Source organism: Granulosicoccus sp. 3-233 (genome assembly GCF_052681095.1).
Window position 1 is genome coordinate 841,323 of sequence record NZ_JBQYLE010000001.1, and the last position, 17,145, is coordinate 858,467.

Here is a 17,145-nt window from a genome sequence, read left to right on the forward strand (position 1 = left end):
CAGCATGAAAAGCTTCACACAGCTGAAAGGTCTGACGGTCCCGTTGATGCGGGCGAATGTGGACACCGATGCGATCATTCCCAAACAGTTCCTGAAGTCGATCAAGCGCTCGGGATTCGGGGTCAATCTGTTTGACGAGTGGCGTTACGAGGACGCCGGCTACCCCGGTCAGGATCCGGACAGTCGCATTCCCAACCCCGATTTCGTGCTCAATGAGCCTCGTTACCAGGGAGCTCAGGTGCTGTTGGCCGGTGAGAACTTCGGTTGCGGCTCTTCACGCGAGCATGCGGTCTGGGCCCTCGACGATTACGGTATCCGATCGGTCATCGCGCCGGGCTTTGCCGATATCTTCAACAACAACTCCTTCAAGAGTGGCTTGCTGCCCATCGTGCTGGACAAGGAGATCGTCGAGAAGCTGGCCGATGAATGCAGCCAGAGCGAAGGCTATCAGCTGGATATCGATCTGGAAGCGCAGACGGTAACCACGCCGGCTGGTGACGTCTACCCGTTCGAGGTGGATGAATTCCGCAAGCACTGTCTGCTGAATGGCTTCGATGATATCGAGCTGACACTGCAGCAGCGTTTTCGTATCGAGGAATACGAGGCCAAGCGTCGACAGAGCGCTCCCTGGTTGTTCGGCTGATCATGGCCTCCGAGAGCCTGAAGCTGGTTATCGGCAACAAGAACTACTCGTCGTGGTCGCTGCGGCCGTGGATACTGATGCAGCATGCGCAGTTGCAGTTCGAAGAAATTGCCGTGCCACTGGGAACCCCTCAGGGCGAGGCACTGCTGCAGAAGTGGTGTCCTGCAAAGCGGGTGCCGGTATTGCATGAAGGCCCTCTTGTATTGTGGGATTCACTGGCCATCTGCGAGTACATCGCCGACAAGGTCACGGATCACGCATTGTGGCCCGAGCGCGCCAGTGACCGGGCTCGTGCACGTGCCATGAGTGCCGAAATGCACGCTGGCTTCACCGATCTGCGTGCAGCCATGCCGATGAACTGTCGGCGTCTGATCGAAGGCTTCAAGCCCTCTCTGGCTGTGCAGATCGACATCAATCGCATCGTGCAGCTGTTCGAAGACGCCCTGCAGCAAAGCGGTGGTCCCTGGTTGTTCACCCATTACACGGTGGCCGATGCGATGTTTGCTCCGGTTGTGTCGCGCTTCCACAGCTACGGCATAACCCTGCCACGCCTGTCACGTGATTACGTGGAAAGAGTGCTGGCCGATCCTCCGATGCGCGACTGGTACAGCGCAGCAGCGGCAGAAGCCCACGTCATCGAAAAATTCGAAATTCGAACCTGATTCGACTGGTCAACCCAGCGAAACATCCTGTCTCAAAGGTATTTCCCACATGTCTCAAGCACGCAAGATCGTCATTCTGCCTGGCGATGGTATCGGTCCTGAAATCATCGCCGAAGGTCGGCGGGTCCTGGAGACCGTCAATCAGCAGTACGACCTCGGTCTGAGTCTGCAAACCTGTCTGTTCGGCGGTGCTGCCTATGATGCGAGTGGCTCGCCGCTGCCGGAGGACACGCTGAGCGCCTGCCGCGAAGCCGATGCCATTCTGTTGGGTGCCATCGGTGGCCCCCAGTATGATACAGCGCCGCGTGATCTGCGCCCGGAGCGTGGGCTACTGGGTTTGCGCTCGGAGCTGAAGCTGTTCTCGAATCTGCGTCCGGCGCTGCTCTACCCGGAGCTGGCGGATGCCTCCTCTTTGAAGCCAGAACTGGTCGCCGGTCTCGATCTGATGATCGTGCGTGAGCTGACCGGTGGAATCTACTTCGGCAAGCCGCGCGGTATCGAGGAGCGTAACGGTGAGCGTGTCGGCTTCAATACCCTGGTCTATAGTGAATCCGAAATTCGGCGGATCGCGGTCAGCGCCTTCGAAATCGCCCGGCAGCGCGGTTCACGGCTGTGTTCGGTCGACAAGATGAACGTGCTGGAAGTGTCGGAGTTGTGGCGAGAGGTGGTGATCGAGGTCGGCAAGGACTACCCGGATGTCGAGCTGACTCACATGTTCGTCGACAATGCCGCCATGCAACTGGTGCGCGCTCCCAAGCAGTTCGATGTCATCGTGACCAGCAACATGTTCGGTGACATCCTGTCCGATGCTGCGGCCATGCTCACCGGGTCCATCGGCATGCTGCCGTCGGCCTCGCTGGATGAGGCAGGCAAGGGCATGTATGAGCCCATTCACGGATCGGCACCCGATATTGCCGGTCAGGGGGTTGCCAATCCGCTGGCAACCATCCTGTCTGTCTCCATGATGCTGCGTTACACACTGAAGGAGACGGCTGCTGCCGATGCCATCGATTCCGCAGTTGCACAGGTGCTGGCCCAGGGCTATCGCTGCAAGGACATCGCATCGGGCGAGGCCAACGAACAACTGATCAATACGACACAGATGGGTGATGCGATCATCGCCGCCCTCCAGGCAGGAGCAGATTCATGAGCAAGACTTACGATGTCGCCGTCGTCGGCGCAACCGGTGCTGTTGGCGAGACCATGCTGTCGATCCTTGCCGAACGCAATTTTCCGGGAGGCAAGGTGTATCCACTGGCCAGTTCTCGCTCGGCAGGCAAGCGAGTCGCCTATGGCGACAAGCAGCTGCTGGTTCAGGACCTGGAAGAATTCGACTTCTCACAAGTGCAGATAGGCATTTTTTCACCGGGTGCCTCGGTGTCGAAGATCTATGCACCGAAAGCCGCCGCCGCCGGCTGCGTGGTGATCGACAATACCTCGCAATTTCGCTACGACGATGACAAGCCGCTGATCATTCCGGAAGTGAACGCCCATGCCATCGCGAAATACAAGGACACCAACATCATTGCCAATCCGAACTGCTCGACCATTCAGATGCTGGTGGCACTGAAGCCGCTGCACGATGCGTTCGGTATCACACGTATCAATGTGTGCACCTATCAGGCGGTATCCGGTACCGGCAAGGAAGCAATCGAGGAACTCGGTACACAGACAGCCCGGCTGCTCAACGGCCTGCCGATCGAGCCGTCCGTCTATCCGAAGCAGATTGCCTTCAATGTCCTGCCGCACATTGATGACTTCCAGGACAATGGTTATACCAAGGAAGAGATGAAGATGGTGTGGGAAACCCACAAGATCATGGAAGACTCCTCCATCGCGGTGAATCCCACCTGTGTCCGGGTCCCGGTGTTCTATGGACACTCCGAGGCCGTACATATTGAAACCCGCAAACCGATTTCTGCGAATCAGGCCCGAGAATTGCTCGGCACAGCACCAGGAGTGGTAGTTATGGACGAGCGAAAGGCTGGGGGCTACCCCACCGCCGTAACTGAGTCAGCCGGAACTGATGCAGTGTTTGTAGGGCGGATTCGCGAAGACATTAGTGTTGAAAACGGACTGAATCTGTGGGTTGTGTCCGATAATGTCCGCAAGGGCGCAGCACTTAATAGTGTTCAGATCGCCGAGTGTCTCGTTCAGGACTATTTGTAAACGCTGATCTATATCTGAATAGATGTAATAATTGGGCTATAGATAACGTTGAAACAGTTAACAACGTTCGATTGACACTGGCGATTTTCGGGCGCCGAGTTGTCGGATCAGACGTCTGAGTGGGACTCGATACGTGCGAAAATTAGCAACGGCTGCAGCAGTTAGTCTGGCGTTAGCCTCGGGTGGCGCCTTCGGACTGGGTCTGGGTGACATTGAGATGCGCTCGGCACTGAATCAGCCCATGGATGCCGAAATCAGGCTCACCTCGGTTCAAGCGGGTGAGCTTGACGGCATGATCGTGAAGCTGGCCTCACCGGCGGCTTTCGCGCGTGCCGGCATCGAGAGATCCACGGCGCTGACCAATCTGCGATTCACGGTGGACCAGAGTTCCGGTTCACCGGTCATTCGCATCACCAGTCAGCAGCCTGTGGTCGAACCCTTTCTGAACTTCCTGCTCGAGATCGACTGGCCGCAGGGCAGGATGGTGCGCGAATACACGGTATTGCTCGATCCACCCGTGTTCATGACGCCCACCGCTACCGAGCGTAATACCAGCGCCGATCAGCCAGCCGTTGTGCAACGCGGTAATGAAGCTCTGGTGGTGCCGACACCCATCGAGCGCGACAGTGGCGAAGAAGTCGATCTGGCAGGCCTGACGGAGGAAGCCACGGCTGCAGTGAGTGATAATGCAGACGAGGGCGAGATCGTCTCGCTGGAACTGTTGCCCGACGACGCCTTGCTAGGTGGCGCGTCCGACATCAACCCCGATGCCGGTGAAATCGTTTCCCTGACCGATCTGAGTGCGCCCAACAGTGCCGCTCTGGAAGAACGCGAGCAGTTTCTGGCCGAACAGCAGGCCAGACTGGATGCCATTACCGTCGAGCTGGCTGATTCAGTCGAGGAAGTGTCGGATACCACCGTCGTGGCCGGCGAGCCAGAGCCGGAGCTTGCAGCGGATGTCGATGGCTCAACCATCGTCTCGCTGGATGAGTTGTTGCCCGAAGTCGAAACGCCGACGGTCACCGCTTCTGCCGATTCGGGCAGTACGGCAGGCCGGCAGGTGACAGTCGGGCAGGGCGATACGCTCTACGAAATTGCCAAGGACAATGCAGGTGGCGTGTCCGTGCAACAGATGATGATGGCTCTGCTGGCGGCGAACGAGTCGGCATTCATCAACCAGAACATCAATCTGGTCAGGGCAGGTTCGATACTGCGCGTACCGGATTCCGAGGAAGCGAGCAGCCTGACACAGGCACAGGCCCTGGCGGCCATCGGCCAGCAGAACCAGTTGTGGCAGGAATATCGTGACACGCTCAGTGGTGGTAATACCCGCATAGCCTCCGGCACCCGCAGTGACTCGGAAGCTGCCACGACGCCCAGCTCCGATACCACCGCCATTGATACCGCCGCGCTGGATCCGGAGTTGAGCTCCGATGATGCACTCGATGGCCTGTCGCCGGAAGCCCGAGCCATACTGGACAATGCGCGCAACGAAATTCTCGAACGGGACGAACTGCGTATCGTTGCCGACAGCGCACCCACCAGTACCACCGCCAGTGCTACAGCCGATGAAACCACCGACAATGACGCCAGCCGTCTGGGCGAGGTCAATCTGAAGCTGCAACTGGCACGTGAGGAACTGGCTTCCACACGACTGCAGGCGGATGAGCTGGCGGATCAGGCGAATGAGCTGCAGGGAACCACCGAGAATCTTGATGCCCTGGTTACCCTGAGACAGAACGAGATTGCACAACTGGAATCCCAGTTGGCCGAAGCACGCAAGGCGAGCGAAGAAGCCGCTGGCATCGCAGCCTCCGCGGCCGAGAACACGCTGGCGGATGCCGGTGATGCAGCTGAATCTGCGGCTGACTCGGTTGCAGGCGCAGTGAATGAGGCAACTGATGCTGCAGCGGCGGCCGTGGACAATGCGACTGATACGGTGGCAGGCGTGGCCGATGATGTCGCGGCCGATGCCGAAGAGGTTGCCAATGCCGCAGCTGACACAGTGGCCGATGCAGGCAATGCCGCCGAAGAGGTGGCCGACTCGGGTGTCAACGCGCTGACTGAGGCCGGTGAAGAGCTGGCCCAGGTCGAGCTGCTGGGTGATGAGGAAGCAACAGGCGCCAGCGAGGCCGACGAGAGCGAGGCTGTCGTACCGCCACCACGCATCCAGAGCAGCTGGTATCAGGATTTCATCAACGATCCCAAGCGCATGATGATTGCCGGTATTGGCGGCATCGGATTGCTGGGCGTTGCCGGTACTCTGCTGTTCCGTCGCAGGCGTCGCGATGAGCAACTTCTGGACTTCGATGAAGCCGAGTTCAACGATGAAGAACTGGCGCAGTCGGGCAAGGGTGTCAATCTGTCCGGTGCCGGTCTGGCCGCTGGAGCGGCGGCCGGGGCAGCAGCCTTCACGGGGGCGCGTGATGTGGACCCTGCAGCGCCAACGGCGGAAGAGCTGGCCGACGCCAGTCTGGAATCCAGTGCAGGCAAGCAGGCGGTTGCCGCCAGCACCGACACCATTGATCAGGATGACACCATCTCCGAAGTGGATGTCTATCTGGCATACGGGCTACATGGTCAGGCCGAGGAACTGTTGTCCAGAGCCACGGAACGTGATCCCGGCAATCAGGAATACGCCAACAAGCTGTTGCAGACGTACCATGCGCAGGGCAATGCAGACGGTTTCCACGAGGCTGCCAGAAATTTTCATGCGCGCTTCGGTGGAGAGGCCAACCCCGAGTGGGCGGCCATTGCAGCCATGGGCGCCGAGTTGCGACCGGGTGATGAGCTGTATGCGGCAGCCAATGGTTCGGTGGAACGCATCGGTAGCGGACATTCGGACGGTCTGGCGCTGGGAGATGACGATTTTCTGCCAGCACACGAGACGGATGAAGGCAGTGTGAGCCGTGATTTCGGCAGCAGTGCCCAGGCTCTGGACTTCTCGTCCGAGGATGAATCTTCCCTGCTGGAGCAAAGTATCGATCCGGCTTTCGCATTCGATGAAGATGACCTGGAAGCGACCGGAGACTTCTCGGGCATTGCCGACGAGCTGGCCGCCGAAGAGGGTGATGGCAGTATCGACTTTCCGGGGTTCGGTGATGCTGACAAGGCGGCTCAGGAGATCGAGTCCGATCTGACTGACGCGGCCGGACAGGCTGAAAACCTGGCGAGCGAGCGGGTCGCAGATGCTGCAGGCGGCCTTTCAGGCGACCTTTCAGGCGACCTGACAAATGAACTGTCTGCTGATCTGACCAGTGGTGATGAGCTGCTGGGTGATGCCTTGACCATGGACGAACTGGATCGGGTGGCCTCGGTTGATGATCTGACTCTCGACCTCGATCAGTTGTCGGGCGATCTGGATCTGGACAGTTCCGAGCTGCTGAATTCGGACCTGACCGATCTGGAGCTGCCTGATCTGACGGCGGACGATGACCTGATGCTGGACAATGCCGGCAATACGGATAACACCGATGAGATGGACACCATGCTGGATCTGGCCAAGGCCTATATCGACATGGGGGACAAGGATTCTGCCAGCAGTGCGCTGGACGAAATCGTCAAGAGCGGCAATCCGGAGCAGGTGACCGAGGCTGAAACCTTGCTGCGCAAGATCTCATGACCCACAAGCGCCACTGATCGACTTTGACAGAAAAGAGAATCGCCCTCGCCGTCGAATATGACGGCGAGGGCTTTTGCGGTTGGCAAAGGCAGCCGCACTGCCATTCGGTTCAGGCTGAACTGGAAAGGGCACTCGGGCAGATCGCACAGGAGCCTGTGACCGTATACTGTGCCGGTCGAACGGACACCGGCGTCCATGCGGCAGCCCAGGTCGTGCATTTCGACACCTCGCTGGATCGTCCGCTGCGGGCATGGAGCTTCGGTGTCAATTCACATCTGGACAGACGTGTCTCCGTCCACTGGGCTGCTGTCATGCGGCCGGATTTTCATGCACGGTTCTCGGCCACCCGGCGCAGCTATCGCTACACCATCCTGAATCGAGCCACCCGACCGGGCTACCAGGCGGGTACGCTGGGCTGGGAGCGTGTCCAGCTGAATGAACAGCGCATGCATGAGGCTGCTCAGGTGCTGGTGGGTGAGCATGACTTCTCCAGTTTTCGATCGGCGGAGTGCCAGGCGAATCATGCCATCCGCCGCATGCTCCGAATCAGCGTTCATCGCGTAGAAGACCGCGTGATGGTCGAAGTGACCGCCAATGGCTTTCTGCACAATATGGTGCGTATTCTGACGGGCTGCCTGCTGGCGATCGGTCGGGGCGACCGACCGGTGGACTGGATGGCGGACTTGCTCGAGGGCAGGGACCGGACAGCAGCAGGCGTGACGGCTCCACCGCAAGGGCTGTGTTTTCTGCAACCGGGCTACCCGGTTGAATTTGGCGTGCCGGATTTCGAGGCCATGAAGGCAACTCCCTGGCACCCCTGACATTCTTTCACGGCTGAACGGCCATTGAGACCGTTATCGCGCTGTTGCGTGGATGCCGCATCTGTTAAGGTTGAGGACTACCATGGCGCGAAGAACCCGAGTCAAAATCTGTGGAATCACACGCCTGCAAGATGCGCATCTGGCGCAACAGCTGGGTGCGGATTCGCTTGGCTTTGTCTTTGTACCGGCCAGTCAGCGGTACCTGAGTCCGGAAGCGGCAGCGAGCATCGTGAGTCAGATGTCCCCCTTCGTTACACCGGTGGGACTGTTTCTGGACGCACCGGCCGATGAGGTCACTCGGGTATTGAGTCTGATGCCGTCGCTGGTCCCGCAGTTTCATGGTCGGGAGAGTGCTGACTACTGCGAGCAATTCGGCAGACCCTATCTGAAGGCCATGGGTGTGGGCAGTGCCGGGGCCCTGCCGTCGGAAGATCAGCTGGCACCCTATGGCCGAGCCCTGGGCTTTCTGTTCGACAGTCATGAACCGGGTCAGCTGGGAGGAACCGGCGAGGCCTTCGACTGGACCCGGCTGGGAGATGAAATGCGCAAGCCGCTGATCCTTGCCGGTGGGCTGAACGTCCATAATGTAGAGCAGGCAATCCGTCAGACGAGACCCTATGCGGTGGATGTCAGTTCGGGCGTGGAACAGGCCAGGGGTATCAAGGACCCGGAAGCCATGCGGAAATTTCTGGAAGCGGTTCGGCTGGCCGATGGGCAGCCGGATTGACGCCTCCGGAAGGCAATTGAAGAACCAAGGAATTCGATGAATACAGTATCAGAGCCGAAAGAGGGCCTCATGACAGACCAGTTCCCTGACGAAAAAGGGCATTTCGGAGTCTACGGTGGCAGTTTCATCGCGGAAACGCTGATGGATCCTGTCAGGGAACTGCAGGAAGCCTATGAGCGATATCGTCTGGACAACGAATTCATTGCAGAATTCGAATGGGAGCTGAAGAACTTCGTTGGCCGGCCCAATCCGCTCTACCATGCCCGTCGCTGGTCCGACGAACTCGGTGGTGCGCAGATCTGGCTCAAGCGTGAAGATCTGAACCACACGGGTGCTCACAAGATCAACAACACGGTTGGCCAGGCCCTGCTGGCACGACGAATGGGCAAGAAGCGCATCATTGCCGAGACCGGCGCAGGTCAGCACGGCGTTGCAACTGCTACCGTCTGCGCCCGCTGGGGGATGGAATGTGTGGTCTACATGGGTGAAGAGGACATCGTGCGGCAGGCACCGAATGTCTTTCGCATGAAGTTGCTCGGCGCCAGGGTCGTTCCGGTCACCTCCGGTTCGAAAACGCTCAAGGATGCCCTGAACGAGGCCATGCGCGACTGGGTCAGCAACATTGACGATACCTTCTACATCATCGGAACAGCCGCCGGTCCGCATCCGTATCCGACCATGGTGCGCGACTTCAACAGTGTCATCGGCAAGGAAATCAAGGAACAGTCACTGGAACACACGGGGCGTCTGCCGGATACCGTCATTGCCTGTGTCGGTGGGGGTTCCAATGCCATTGGCGCGTTTCATCCCTTTCTGCAAGACGAGGGCGTGGAACTGATCGGGGTCGAAGCCGGTGGCGATGGCCTGGAAACCGGACGTCATGCCGCGCCGCTGAGTACCGGCAGGCCCGGTGTGCTGCATGGCAATCGTACTTACCTGATGGAGGACGAGGCCGGCCAGATCATCGAAACTCACAGTGTGTCTGCCGGACTGGACTATCCGGGCGTCGGGCCCGAGCACGCCTGGCTCAAGGATATCGGACGGGTGCAATATGTCGCGGCTACCGATAGCGAGGCGCTCGATGCAACTCACAAGTTGTGTCGAATCGAGGGTATCATTCCTGCCCTTGAATCAGCGCATGCACTGGCCCATGCGGTCAAGCTGGCGCCGACGCTGAGCAAGGACAAGAACATTGTCGTCAACCTCTCGGGACGCGGTGACAAGGACATCAACACGCTGGCCGAAAAAGAAGGGATTACCCTGTGACACGAATTGCCACACGATTCTCAGAGGCATCCGGCCGCAAGTTGCTGGTGCCCTATATAACGGCCGGTGACCCGGATCTGGAAACCACGCTTGCATTGATGCATACCCTGGTCAAGGCCGGTGCCGATGTCATCGAACTGGGTGTGCCGTTCTCCGATCCGATGGCGGATGGTCCGGTCATTCAGGCAGCCTGTGAGCGCGCCCTGAAGAACAAGGTATCACTGGTGCAGGTCATGGAGACTGTCAAGCGTTTCCGCGAGACCGATCAGGACACGGCGGTGGTGCTGATGGGCTACATGAACCCGGTCGAACGACTGGGCTATGCGCGGTTTGCCGAACTGGCAGCCGAGTCCGGAGTCGATGGTGTATTGACCGTGGACATGCCGCCGGAAGAGGCCGGGGACCTGGTTGCAGAGTTGCGCAAGCACGATCTGGACAGCATCTTTCTGCTGTCACCGACCACGCCTGATGCGCGCATCGAGCGGGTCAGCGAGATGGCCAGTGGTTACATCTATTATGTGTCGCTCAAGGGCGTGACCGGGGCGGCGAACCTGGATACGGCGGAAGTCGCTGGCAAGGTGGCGCATATCCAGTCCCTGACGGGTACCCCGGTGGCCGTCGGCTTCGGTATCCGTGATGCCGACTCGGCAGCAGCCGTGTCGGAAACGGCCGATGCGGTCGTCGTCGGCAGTGTACTGGTGGCGCTGGTGGGTGAGCACGGTGCACAGCCCGATGTCCTGCATTCCAAACTCTTCGATATCGTCAATGGCATGCGTCAGGCCATGGACGCAAAAGCCGGAGCTGCTGCATGAGTACCGATGACAAGCCGGACATCGAGCCGGATAACACGAGTGACAAGGAAGAGGTGAAGGAGCAGAAGGAAGCGCCCAAGCGTCCCTTCCTGACTTCCATCCGGCCCATGAGCTGGTTCGAGCGAATGATTCCGGCAAGAATCGGCACGCGCAACGAAGACAAGGGCGCGGTTCCGGAAGGCCTGTGGGTGAAGTGCGACAACTGTTCGAATGTGCTCTACCACGCCGAACTGGAACGGGCTCAGGATGTGTGCATCAAGTGCGGGCACCATATGCTGATCGCGGCTCGCAAACGCATCGAACGACTGCTCGATCAAGGCACCAATGAGGAGATCGGTGCATCGGTGGAGCCTGTTGACATGCTCAAGTTCAAGGACTCCAAGCGCTACAAGGATCGCCTGACTCAGGCAGCCAAGGACTCTGGTGAAAAGGATGCGCTGGTCGTCATGGAGGGCAAGCTCAAGGGCATGCCGGTGGTGGTAGCGGTATTCGACTTCAATTTCATGGCAGGCTCCATGGGCTCGGTAGTAGGGGAGCGCTTCAGTCGAGGCTGTGATCGTGCCCTGGAACGCGGTATCCCCTTCATCTGCTTCAGTGCCAGTGGTGGCGCCCGTATGCAGGAAGCGCTGTTCTCATTGATGCAGATGGGCAAGACCAGCGCGCAACTGCGACGCCTGGCCGATCGCGGACTGCCGTATATCTCGGTTCTGACCGATCCGACCATGGGTGGTGTCTCGGCGTCGCTGGCCATGCTGGGCGATATCATCATTGCCGAGCCGGGCGCTCGTATCGGTTTCGCCGGACGCCGGGTCATCGAGCAGACAGTGCGTGAAAAACTGCCTGAAGGTTTTCAGAGCAGTGAGTTCCTGCTCGAGCACGGTGCCATCGACATGATCTGCGACCGTCGTGACATGCGTGACACCCTCGCCAGATTGCTGGCCAAGCTCAGTGACAAACCTGTCCTGAAATTCGATGATCCGCACGTTGTCACACCCGCCTGACGTTCCAGGGACAGCCGCGCCACTGGCGCAATGGCTGAGCTGGCTGGAGACCATCCACCCCGTGGCGATCGACATGGGGCTGGATCGAGTCAGTCGTGTGGCAGACCGGCTGCAACTGCGCCCGGTAGATTGCCCCGTGGTGCTGGTGGGTGGAACCAATGGCAAGGGGTCGACGGTAGCGATGCTGTCCGCCATCTATGGTGCTGCCGGGTATCGCGTCGGCGCCTACACTTCACCCCACATCGACGACTTTCGAGAACGTATCCGCATCAACGGCGAGATGGCGTCTGCTCGCGATGTCGTCGATGCGCTGGCCTTTGTCGAAGCCGGTCGCCCCCCTGAAACGCTGACGTATTTCGAGTACACCACGCTGGCAGCCATGCAGATCTTCAGACAGGCGCAGTGTGATGTCTGTCTGCTGGAAGTGGGGCTTGGCGGTCGACTGGACGCCACCAATCTGTGGGACGCCGATTGCGCCGTGGTGACCAGCATCGCGCTGGATCATGAGGAGTTTTTGGGGTCTGATATCAGCGTCATTGCCACGGAAAAGGCAGCCATAGGCCGAACCGGCAGAACCCTGGTGGTGGGCGAGCCTGATCCTCCAGCCTCCCTGTCGTCATTTGCCAACCGTGAAGGGATTCGACTGGAGCAGGTCGGTGATCTGCCCTCCAGTGCACTGCCGCTGACCAATCTGCAGGGCGAGCACCAGCGCCGCAATGCAGCCTGTGCCGCTGCCGTGGTGACTCAGCTGGACGAGCGCCTGCCGGTGTCGGCCGAGACCCTGCGCACGGCACTCCTGAAGGTCGGTATCCCGGCGCGATTCGAACAAGGACATTGTGACGGTGTCAGTGTCGTCATGGATGTGGCACACAACCCGGCAGGGGCAGAAGCCTTGTGCCGAACCTGGCAGCAGGTGTTTGCAGGGCAGCGGGCAGAAGTCGTTTTCGCGGCGCTGGCAGACAAGGATCTTGCTGGTATTGTCGCAGCGCTTGAGCCCGTGGTCGCGCACTGGCATTGCGTGCAACTCGACGTCGCCCGGGCCATGCCCCTGGAACAGCTGGCGCAGTCCGTACAGGAAGCCAGCGAGCATCCGCTGAGTCAGCACGCGAGTGTGGCTGATGCCTGGCAGACAGCCAGCGCTGCGGCCCGGAAGAATGGCACGGCTGTACTGGTCGCCGGTTCCTTCCACACGATAGCCAGTGTGCACGAGGTTCTGGATCCGGATCAGGTGTCCGGTCGTGAATGATTCTTGCTAGTCAGTGGCGGTGAGCTCCCTGGACAATCAGGAACGTGGCAATTTGCGGCAGCGCCTCTGGGGTGCTGCCGTTTTCATTGCGGCCATGGTCATCGTCCTGCCATTGCTGCTGGACGGTGCCGGCAGCGAAAGTCAGTTTCGTCGAGTGGAAAAACTGCGGCAGGAGCCTCCGAGCATTGTCGATGCCGATGGCAAGCGCACCACGCAGACCATTCCGGAGATGCAACCGCTCGGCCCCGATGGTGCATCGCTGCTCGATCCCGAGGATGTCGTATCCCGGTTTCGTCCCGACATACGTGTGGGAGAGGACGACCCACCCGATTACATGAAGGCCGAGCAGGAAGTGCGGGAGGCGCTTGAACAGACACGCAACAAGGCACCTCTGACCGCCTGGGTCGTGCAGGCAGGCAGCTTCAACGATCAGGCGAATGCGGTGGCCGTGCGTGACCAGTTGCGTCGTGGTGGTTTTGCCTCCTTCGTACGGGATCGTGAATCGGTCTCGGAACCGTTCCGGGTGCTTGTCGGACCGATGATCAGTGAAGAGAGCGCCGACACGGCACGGCAACGGGTGATCGAACTCCTCGGTGTCGAGGCACTTGTCATGACCTATCCGTGATGGGGCGTTTCCGGCTACTGCTGCCGCGTCCTGTCCGAAGGCCCCGCTGATCCTGTGGAATTCGTGAATCCCTCGGCACAGACCTGCATCCCTTCTACACGCTGTGTTTTGTTACCATTCGCGCGTATATATCCCAGCCTGCAGGCGGAATACCCCCGTGTCTGAAGTCGATGTTGTCATTCTGGCTCTCCTGGCCATTGCCGCGGTGGTCGGAGCCCTTCGCGGTTTTCTGCGCGAAGCCATGAGCCTGCTCGTCTGGCTGGCCGCGATTCTGCTCACGCTGGTATACACCAGCCGTTTTGCCGGTATCCTGCCCATCGAGAAAGTGGGCAGCGGCCAGACACGGGCGAGCATCAGTGCCCTGGTGCTGTTTGCAGGTACACTGATGGTGGGCAATTTCATCAACTGGGTGGTGGGTCGCGCGACCAGACGCAAGGCCATCGCCCCGCCTGATCGCATCATCGGCGCTGTGTTCGCCTTTGCCAGGGCCCTGGTGATGATGACCTTGCTGGTGCTGATGGCCAATGCGGTACCCGATTTGCGCGAGGAAACATGGTGGCGCGAATCCCGGACGCTGCCGATGTTCCAGCAAATGGCCCAGTTCATACATGCACGTCTGCCGGACGGTACCTGGCAGTATTTCGATTTTCCTCTGACCGGTAACTGATCACATGTGCGGCATCATTGGTATCGTTGGACAAGAACCCGTCAGCCCGCGTCTGTATGACGGTCTGACACTGCTTCAGCACCGGGGCCAGGATGCGGCCGGCATCGCCACCTGTCACGACGGCAGGCTGGTACTGCGACGAGGAGGCGGCCTGGTACGTGATGTGTTCAGCGCCAGTGACATCCAGCGACTGGAAGGGCGCATGGGAATCGCCCATGTTCGCTATCCGACAGCCGGAACCTCCGGGCAGGCGGAGTCCCAACCCTTCTACGTCAATTCTCCCTATGGCATCGTCATGGGGCACAACGGCAATCTGACCAACTCGGAAGTGCTGCAACGTGAATTGTTCGAATCGGATCTGCGTCACATCAATACGCGTTCCGACAGTGAAGTCTTGCTCAATGTGTTTGCCCATGAACTGCAGGATCTCAATCCCAGCACCCACCTGACTGCCGACATGATCTTCTCCACGGTGGCAGCCGTGCATCGCCGCTGCAAGGGCGCCTACGCGGTCATCGGCATGATCGTCGGGCGGGGTGTGTTTGCGTTCCGGGATCCACTGGGCATTCGACCGGCGGTCATCGGTCATCGTGAAAGCGCCACCGGCACCGAGTACTGCATAGCCTCGGAAAGTGTGGCCCTGCAGGGTCTGGGATTCACGCTGTTGCGCGATATCGCCCCGGGGGAGGCGGTGTATATCGACATGGAAGGCAATCTGCATAGCGAGCAGTGTGCGCAAAGCCCGGCGCTGTCGCCCTGCATTTTCGAATATGTCTACCTGGCCCGACCCGACAGCATCATCGACAACATCTCGGTGTACAAGTCACGACTGCGCATGGGCGAGACTCTGGCGCGACGCATTCTGCAGGAGCGTCCCGATCACGACATCGATGTGGTCATTCCGATACCCGATACCAGTCGTACCTCGGCGCTGGAAGTTGCCGTGAATCTGGGCGTGAAATACCGCGAAGGGTTCATCAAGAATCGTTATATCGGTCGTACCTTCATCATGCCGGGCCAGCAGCTGCGCAAGAAATCCGTACGGCAGAAGCTCAGCCCCATCGATCTGGAATTCAATGGCAAGAACGTGCTGCTGGTGGATGACTCGATCGTGCGAGGCACGACATCAGGCCAGATCGTGCAGATGGCTCGTGATGCGGGCGCCAACAAGGTCTACATGGCCTCGGCAGCCCCTCCCGTGCGCTACCCGAATGTCTATGGCATCGACATGCCGGCAGCCGAAGAGCTGATAGCCCATGAGCGCACGTCCGAGGAAATCGAGAAAGTCATCGGCGCCGACTGGCTGGTGTATCAGGAGCTCGAGGATCTGATCGAGGCGGTGCGCTATGACAAGCATCCGATCGAACATTTCGAGACCAGCTGCTTCTCGGGCGATTACATCACCGGTGATGTGGACAGGGAATACCTGGAGTCGCTGGAGAAACAGCGCTCCGACAATGCCAAGCGTCTGCAGAACCCGGCTGATGACCTGATGGTGCTCTGAACGGCACTCAACCCATGCGCAGACCGGCGCGCTGAAAGTCACCGACATCGATGCCATAGGCACCATCGCTGTGGGTCGTCTTGATCTGGTAGATATTACCTTCGTTGTCGGTATCCATCTGTGACAGGTCGACGATACGCTGCGCTGTCGGTTCGCCGGCGGCATCCAGAATCATGATGACGCGTGGTCGGAGCTTGTCGCTGGTATTGGACAGAACGATACCCACTTCCCGATTGATCATCTCGACGATGCTGCCCGGCGGGAAGATACCGACCGAATCGATGAAACGGATCACCAGGTCTTCATCGAACTGCTTGCCACGCTGGGCATACAGTTCCTGAATGGCGTCCGAGGGTGAGAACGCAGCCCGATAGGGCTGGTTGATGGTCATCGTGTCATAGGCTTCGGCAATGGCCACGATCCGGGCGTACATGGGAATGCTGTCGTCCGGCAGACGCCGCGGATAACCCTGACCGTCCGGGCGCTCATGGTGCGAGTGGGCCACATCGGCTGCCCCGGACATCACGCTCTTGGTCGAGAGCAGAATGTCGCGACCGTAGCGAGTGTGCTTCTGCATTTCGGCCATTTCCGCCTCGTCGAGGGGGCCAGGCTTGTTCAACACCTCTTCGGATACGCTGGTCTTGCCGACATCGTGCAGCATGCCGCAGACGCCGACGTCTTCCAGTTCACGGTTGTTCATGTTCATCGACTTGGCGATGATGATGCTCAGCGCAGCCACGTTCAGTGAATGCTGGGCGGTGGCGGCATGCTTGGCCTGGATGCGAGTCAGCCAGACAGAGGCATCGGGGTTTCGCAGGATGCTGTCCACGCAGCCATTGACCGCCTGCTTGACCTTGGTTCCGTCCACTTCAGCGCCCAGACGGATCTCTTCGAACAGGTTGGTAATGGCCTTGCTGGCCAGCGAGTGCACTTCGGTGGCTGCATCCAGTTCGTCCTCGACCTGAATTTCCTTGTCCAGAATGGAACCCACGCCCGGGCCGCTCATGCCGGTAGCAGGCGGTGCACTCTGCAGACTGAATTCGTCGTAGTCCACCCAGACGAACTTGCACTCCTTCTGCACTGCCAGTACGTCGGCTGGGGACTTCAGTTCCAGACCCTGGAACATGAAGCTGGATTCTTCCCAGGGTTTGTCCAGCTCGACCACGAACATGCCGACACGCAGATCCTTGACGTCGATCTTTTCATGGTGCTTGCGAGTGCGTTGTGTGCGCTCGCGCACAGGTTGAGCGGGCCGTCGTCGACGTCTCTCCGGTTCCTTTTCCTCGCTTTTGAAGAATCTAGTGAACAGCATTATGGTCCGTGACGATGAGCCGCTTGCCAGTAGGGGGACACTTCCAATGTCTATGGTGGTGAGCGGCA

15 protein-coding genes are annotated in these 17,145 nt (G+C 59.4%); 14 read left to right on the forward strand and 1 reads right to left on the reverse strand.

Translation table 11 applies throughout. The features are described from left to right. The first annotated feature begins 4 nt into the window (after nucleotides 1–4). The 14 genes from leuD to purF all read left to right on the forward strand — a co-directional run bounded on the left by leuD (nucleotide 5) and on the right by purF (nucleotide 15,765). Complete coding sequence (gene leuD / locus ACUNV4_RS03625) at nucleotides 5–643, forward strand: 3-isopropylmalate dehydratase small subunit (protein WP_430877132.1); 639 nt, start codon at nucleotides 5–7, stop codon at nucleotides 641–643. Between the two features lie 2 nt (nucleotides 644–645). Then, nucleotides 646–1,305, forward strand: a complete 660-nt coding sequence (locus tag ACUNV4_RS03630) for a glutathione S-transferase family protein (RefSeq protein WP_430877133.1) — start codon at nucleotides 646–648, stop codon at nucleotides 1,303–1,305. 49 nt (nucleotides 1,306–1,354) lie between these two features. Further along, a complete protein-coding gene (leuB, locus tag ACUNV4_RS03635) occupies nucleotides 1,355–2,455 on the forward strand; it encodes a 3-isopropylmalate dehydrogenase (RefSeq protein ID WP_430877134.1) in 1,101 nt (366 codons plus the stop codon). Further along, entirely contained in the window at nucleotides 2,452–3,474 is a 1,023-nt protein-coding gene (locus tag ACUNV4_RS03640; protein WP_430877135.1) for an aspartate-semialdehyde dehydrogenase, read from the forward strand. The genes leuB and ACUNV4_RS03640 overlap by 4 nt, the downstream gene beginning before the upstream one ends. Nucleotides 3,475–3,607: 133 nt before the next feature. Next, a complete protein-coding gene (locus ACUNV4_RS03645) occupies nucleotides 3,608–7,096 on the forward strand; it encodes a FimV/HubP family polar landmark protein (RefSeq protein WP_430877136.1) in 3,489 nt (1,162 codons plus the stop codon). A 23-nt stretch (nucleotides 7,097–7,119) separates the two neighbouring features. Further along, nucleotides 7,120–7,917: a tRNA pseudouridine(38-40) synthase TruA gene (gene truA / locus ACUNV4_RS03650; RefSeq protein ID WP_430877137.1), complete on the forward strand. Its 798-nt coding sequence runs from the start codon at nucleotides 7,120–7,122 to the stop codon at nucleotides 7,915–7,917. Between the two features lie 82 nt (nucleotides 7,918–7,999). Further along, nucleotides 8,000–8,644 (forward strand): phosphoribosylanthranilate isomerase, encoded by a 645-nt coding sequence (locus ACUNV4_RS03655; RefSeq protein ID WP_430877138.1) that lies wholly within the window; start codon nucleotides 8,000–8,002, stop codon nucleotides 8,642–8,644. Nucleotides 8,645–8,680: 36 nt separating this feature from the next. Further along, nucleotides 8,681–9,910 carry a tryptophan synthase subunit beta gene (gene trpB / locus ACUNV4_RS03660; RefSeq protein WP_430877139.1) on the forward strand — a complete coding sequence of 410 codons (1,230 nt, stop codon included), beginning with the start codon at nucleotides 8,681–8,683 and terminating at the stop codon, nucleotides 9,908–9,910. Beyond that, entirely contained in the window at nucleotides 9,907–10,722 is an 816-nt protein-coding gene (gene trpA / locus ACUNV4_RS03665) for a tryptophan synthase subunit alpha (RefSeq protein ID WP_430877140.1), read from the forward strand. The genes trpB and trpA overlap by 4 nt, the downstream gene beginning before the upstream one ends. Before the next feature lie 107 nt (nucleotides 10,723–10,829). Beyond that, the gene (accD, locus tag ACUNV4_RS03670; protein ID WP_430877402.1) at nucleotides 10,830–11,723 is read left to right on the forward strand and encodes an acetyl-CoA carboxylase, carboxyltransferase subunit beta; all 894 of its coding nucleotides are present in this window, start codon (nucleotides 10,830–10,832) and stop codon (nucleotides 11,721–11,723) included. Continuing rightward, the gene (locus ACUNV4_RS03675) at nucleotides 11,695–12,969 is read left to right on the forward strand and encodes a bifunctional folylpolyglutamate synthase/dihydrofolate synthase (protein WP_430877141.1); all 1,275 of its coding nucleotides are present in this window, start codon (nucleotides 11,695–11,697) and stop codon (nucleotides 12,967–12,969) included. Before accD ends, ACUNV4_RS03675 begins: the two co-directional genes overlap by 29 nt. A gap of 19 nt (nucleotides 12,970–12,988) precedes the next feature. Then, entirely contained in the window at nucleotides 12,989–13,594 is a 606-nt protein-coding gene (locus ACUNV4_RS03680) for an SPOR domain-containing protein (protein ID WP_430877142.1), read from the forward strand. Between the two features lie 157 nt (nucleotides 13,595–13,751). After that, nucleotides 13,752–14,261 carry a CvpA family protein gene (locus tag ACUNV4_RS03685; RefSeq protein WP_430877143.1) on the forward strand — a complete coding sequence of 170 codons (510 nt, stop codon included), beginning with the start codon at nucleotides 13,752–13,754 and terminating at the stop codon, nucleotides 14,259–14,261. 4 nt (nucleotides 14,262–14,265) lie between these two features. Then, nucleotides 14,266–15,765, forward strand: a complete 1,500-nt coding sequence (purF, locus tag ACUNV4_RS03690; RefSeq protein WP_430877144.1) for an amidophosphoribosyltransferase — start codon at nucleotides 14,266–14,268, stop codon at nucleotides 15,763–15,765. A gap of 7 nt (nucleotides 15,766–15,772) precedes the next feature. On the opposite strand, the gene ACUNV4_RS03695 is transcribed toward purF, so the two are convergent. Continuing rightward, the gene (locus ACUNV4_RS03695) at nucleotides 15,773–17,077 is read right to left on the reverse strand and encodes an HD-GYP domain-containing protein (RefSeq protein ID WP_430877145.1); all 1,305 of its coding nucleotides are present in this window, start codon (nucleotides 17,075–17,077) and stop codon (nucleotides 15,773–15,775) included. Nucleotides 17,078–17,145 lie beyond the last annotated feature (68 nt).

Coding starts and splice junctions, on each gene's coding strand:
- leuD (WP_430877132.1), top strand. CDS start 5: ATGAAAAGCTTCACACAGCTGAAAGGTCTGACGGTCCCGTTGATGCGG.
- ACUNV4_RS03630 (WP_430877133.1), top strand. CDS start 646: ATGGCCTCCGAGAGCCTGAAGCTGGTTATCGGCAACAAGAACTACTCG.
- leuB (WP_430877134.1), top strand. CDS start 1,355: ATGTCTCAAGCACGCAAGATCGTCATTCTGCCTGGCGATGGTATCGGT.
- ACUNV4_RS03640 (WP_430877135.1), top strand. CDS start 2,452: ATGAGCAAGACTTACGATGTCGCCGTCGTCGGCGCAACCGGTGCTGTT.
- ACUNV4_RS03655 (WP_430877138.1), top strand. CDS start 8,000: ATGGCGCGAAGAACCCGAGTCAAAATCTGTGGAATCACACGCCTGCAA.
- trpB (WP_430877139.1), top strand. CDS start 8,681: ATGAATACAGTATCAGAGCCGAAAGAGGGCCTCATGACAGACCAGTTC.
- accD (WP_430877402.1), top strand. CDS start 10,830: ATGAGCTGGTTCGAGCGAATGATTCCGGCAAGAATCGGCACGCGCAAC.
- ACUNV4_RS03675 (WP_430877141.1), top strand. CDS start 11,695: ATGATCCGCACGTTGTCACACCCGCCTGACGTTCCAGGGACAGCCGCG.
- purF (WP_430877144.1), top strand. CDS start 14,266: ATGTGCGGCATCATTGGTATCGTTGGACAAGAACCCGTCAGCCCGCGT.
- ACUNV4_RS03695 (WP_430877145.1), bottom strand. CDS start 17,077: ATGCTGTTCACTAGATTCTTCAAAAGCGAGGAAAAGGAACCGGAGAGA.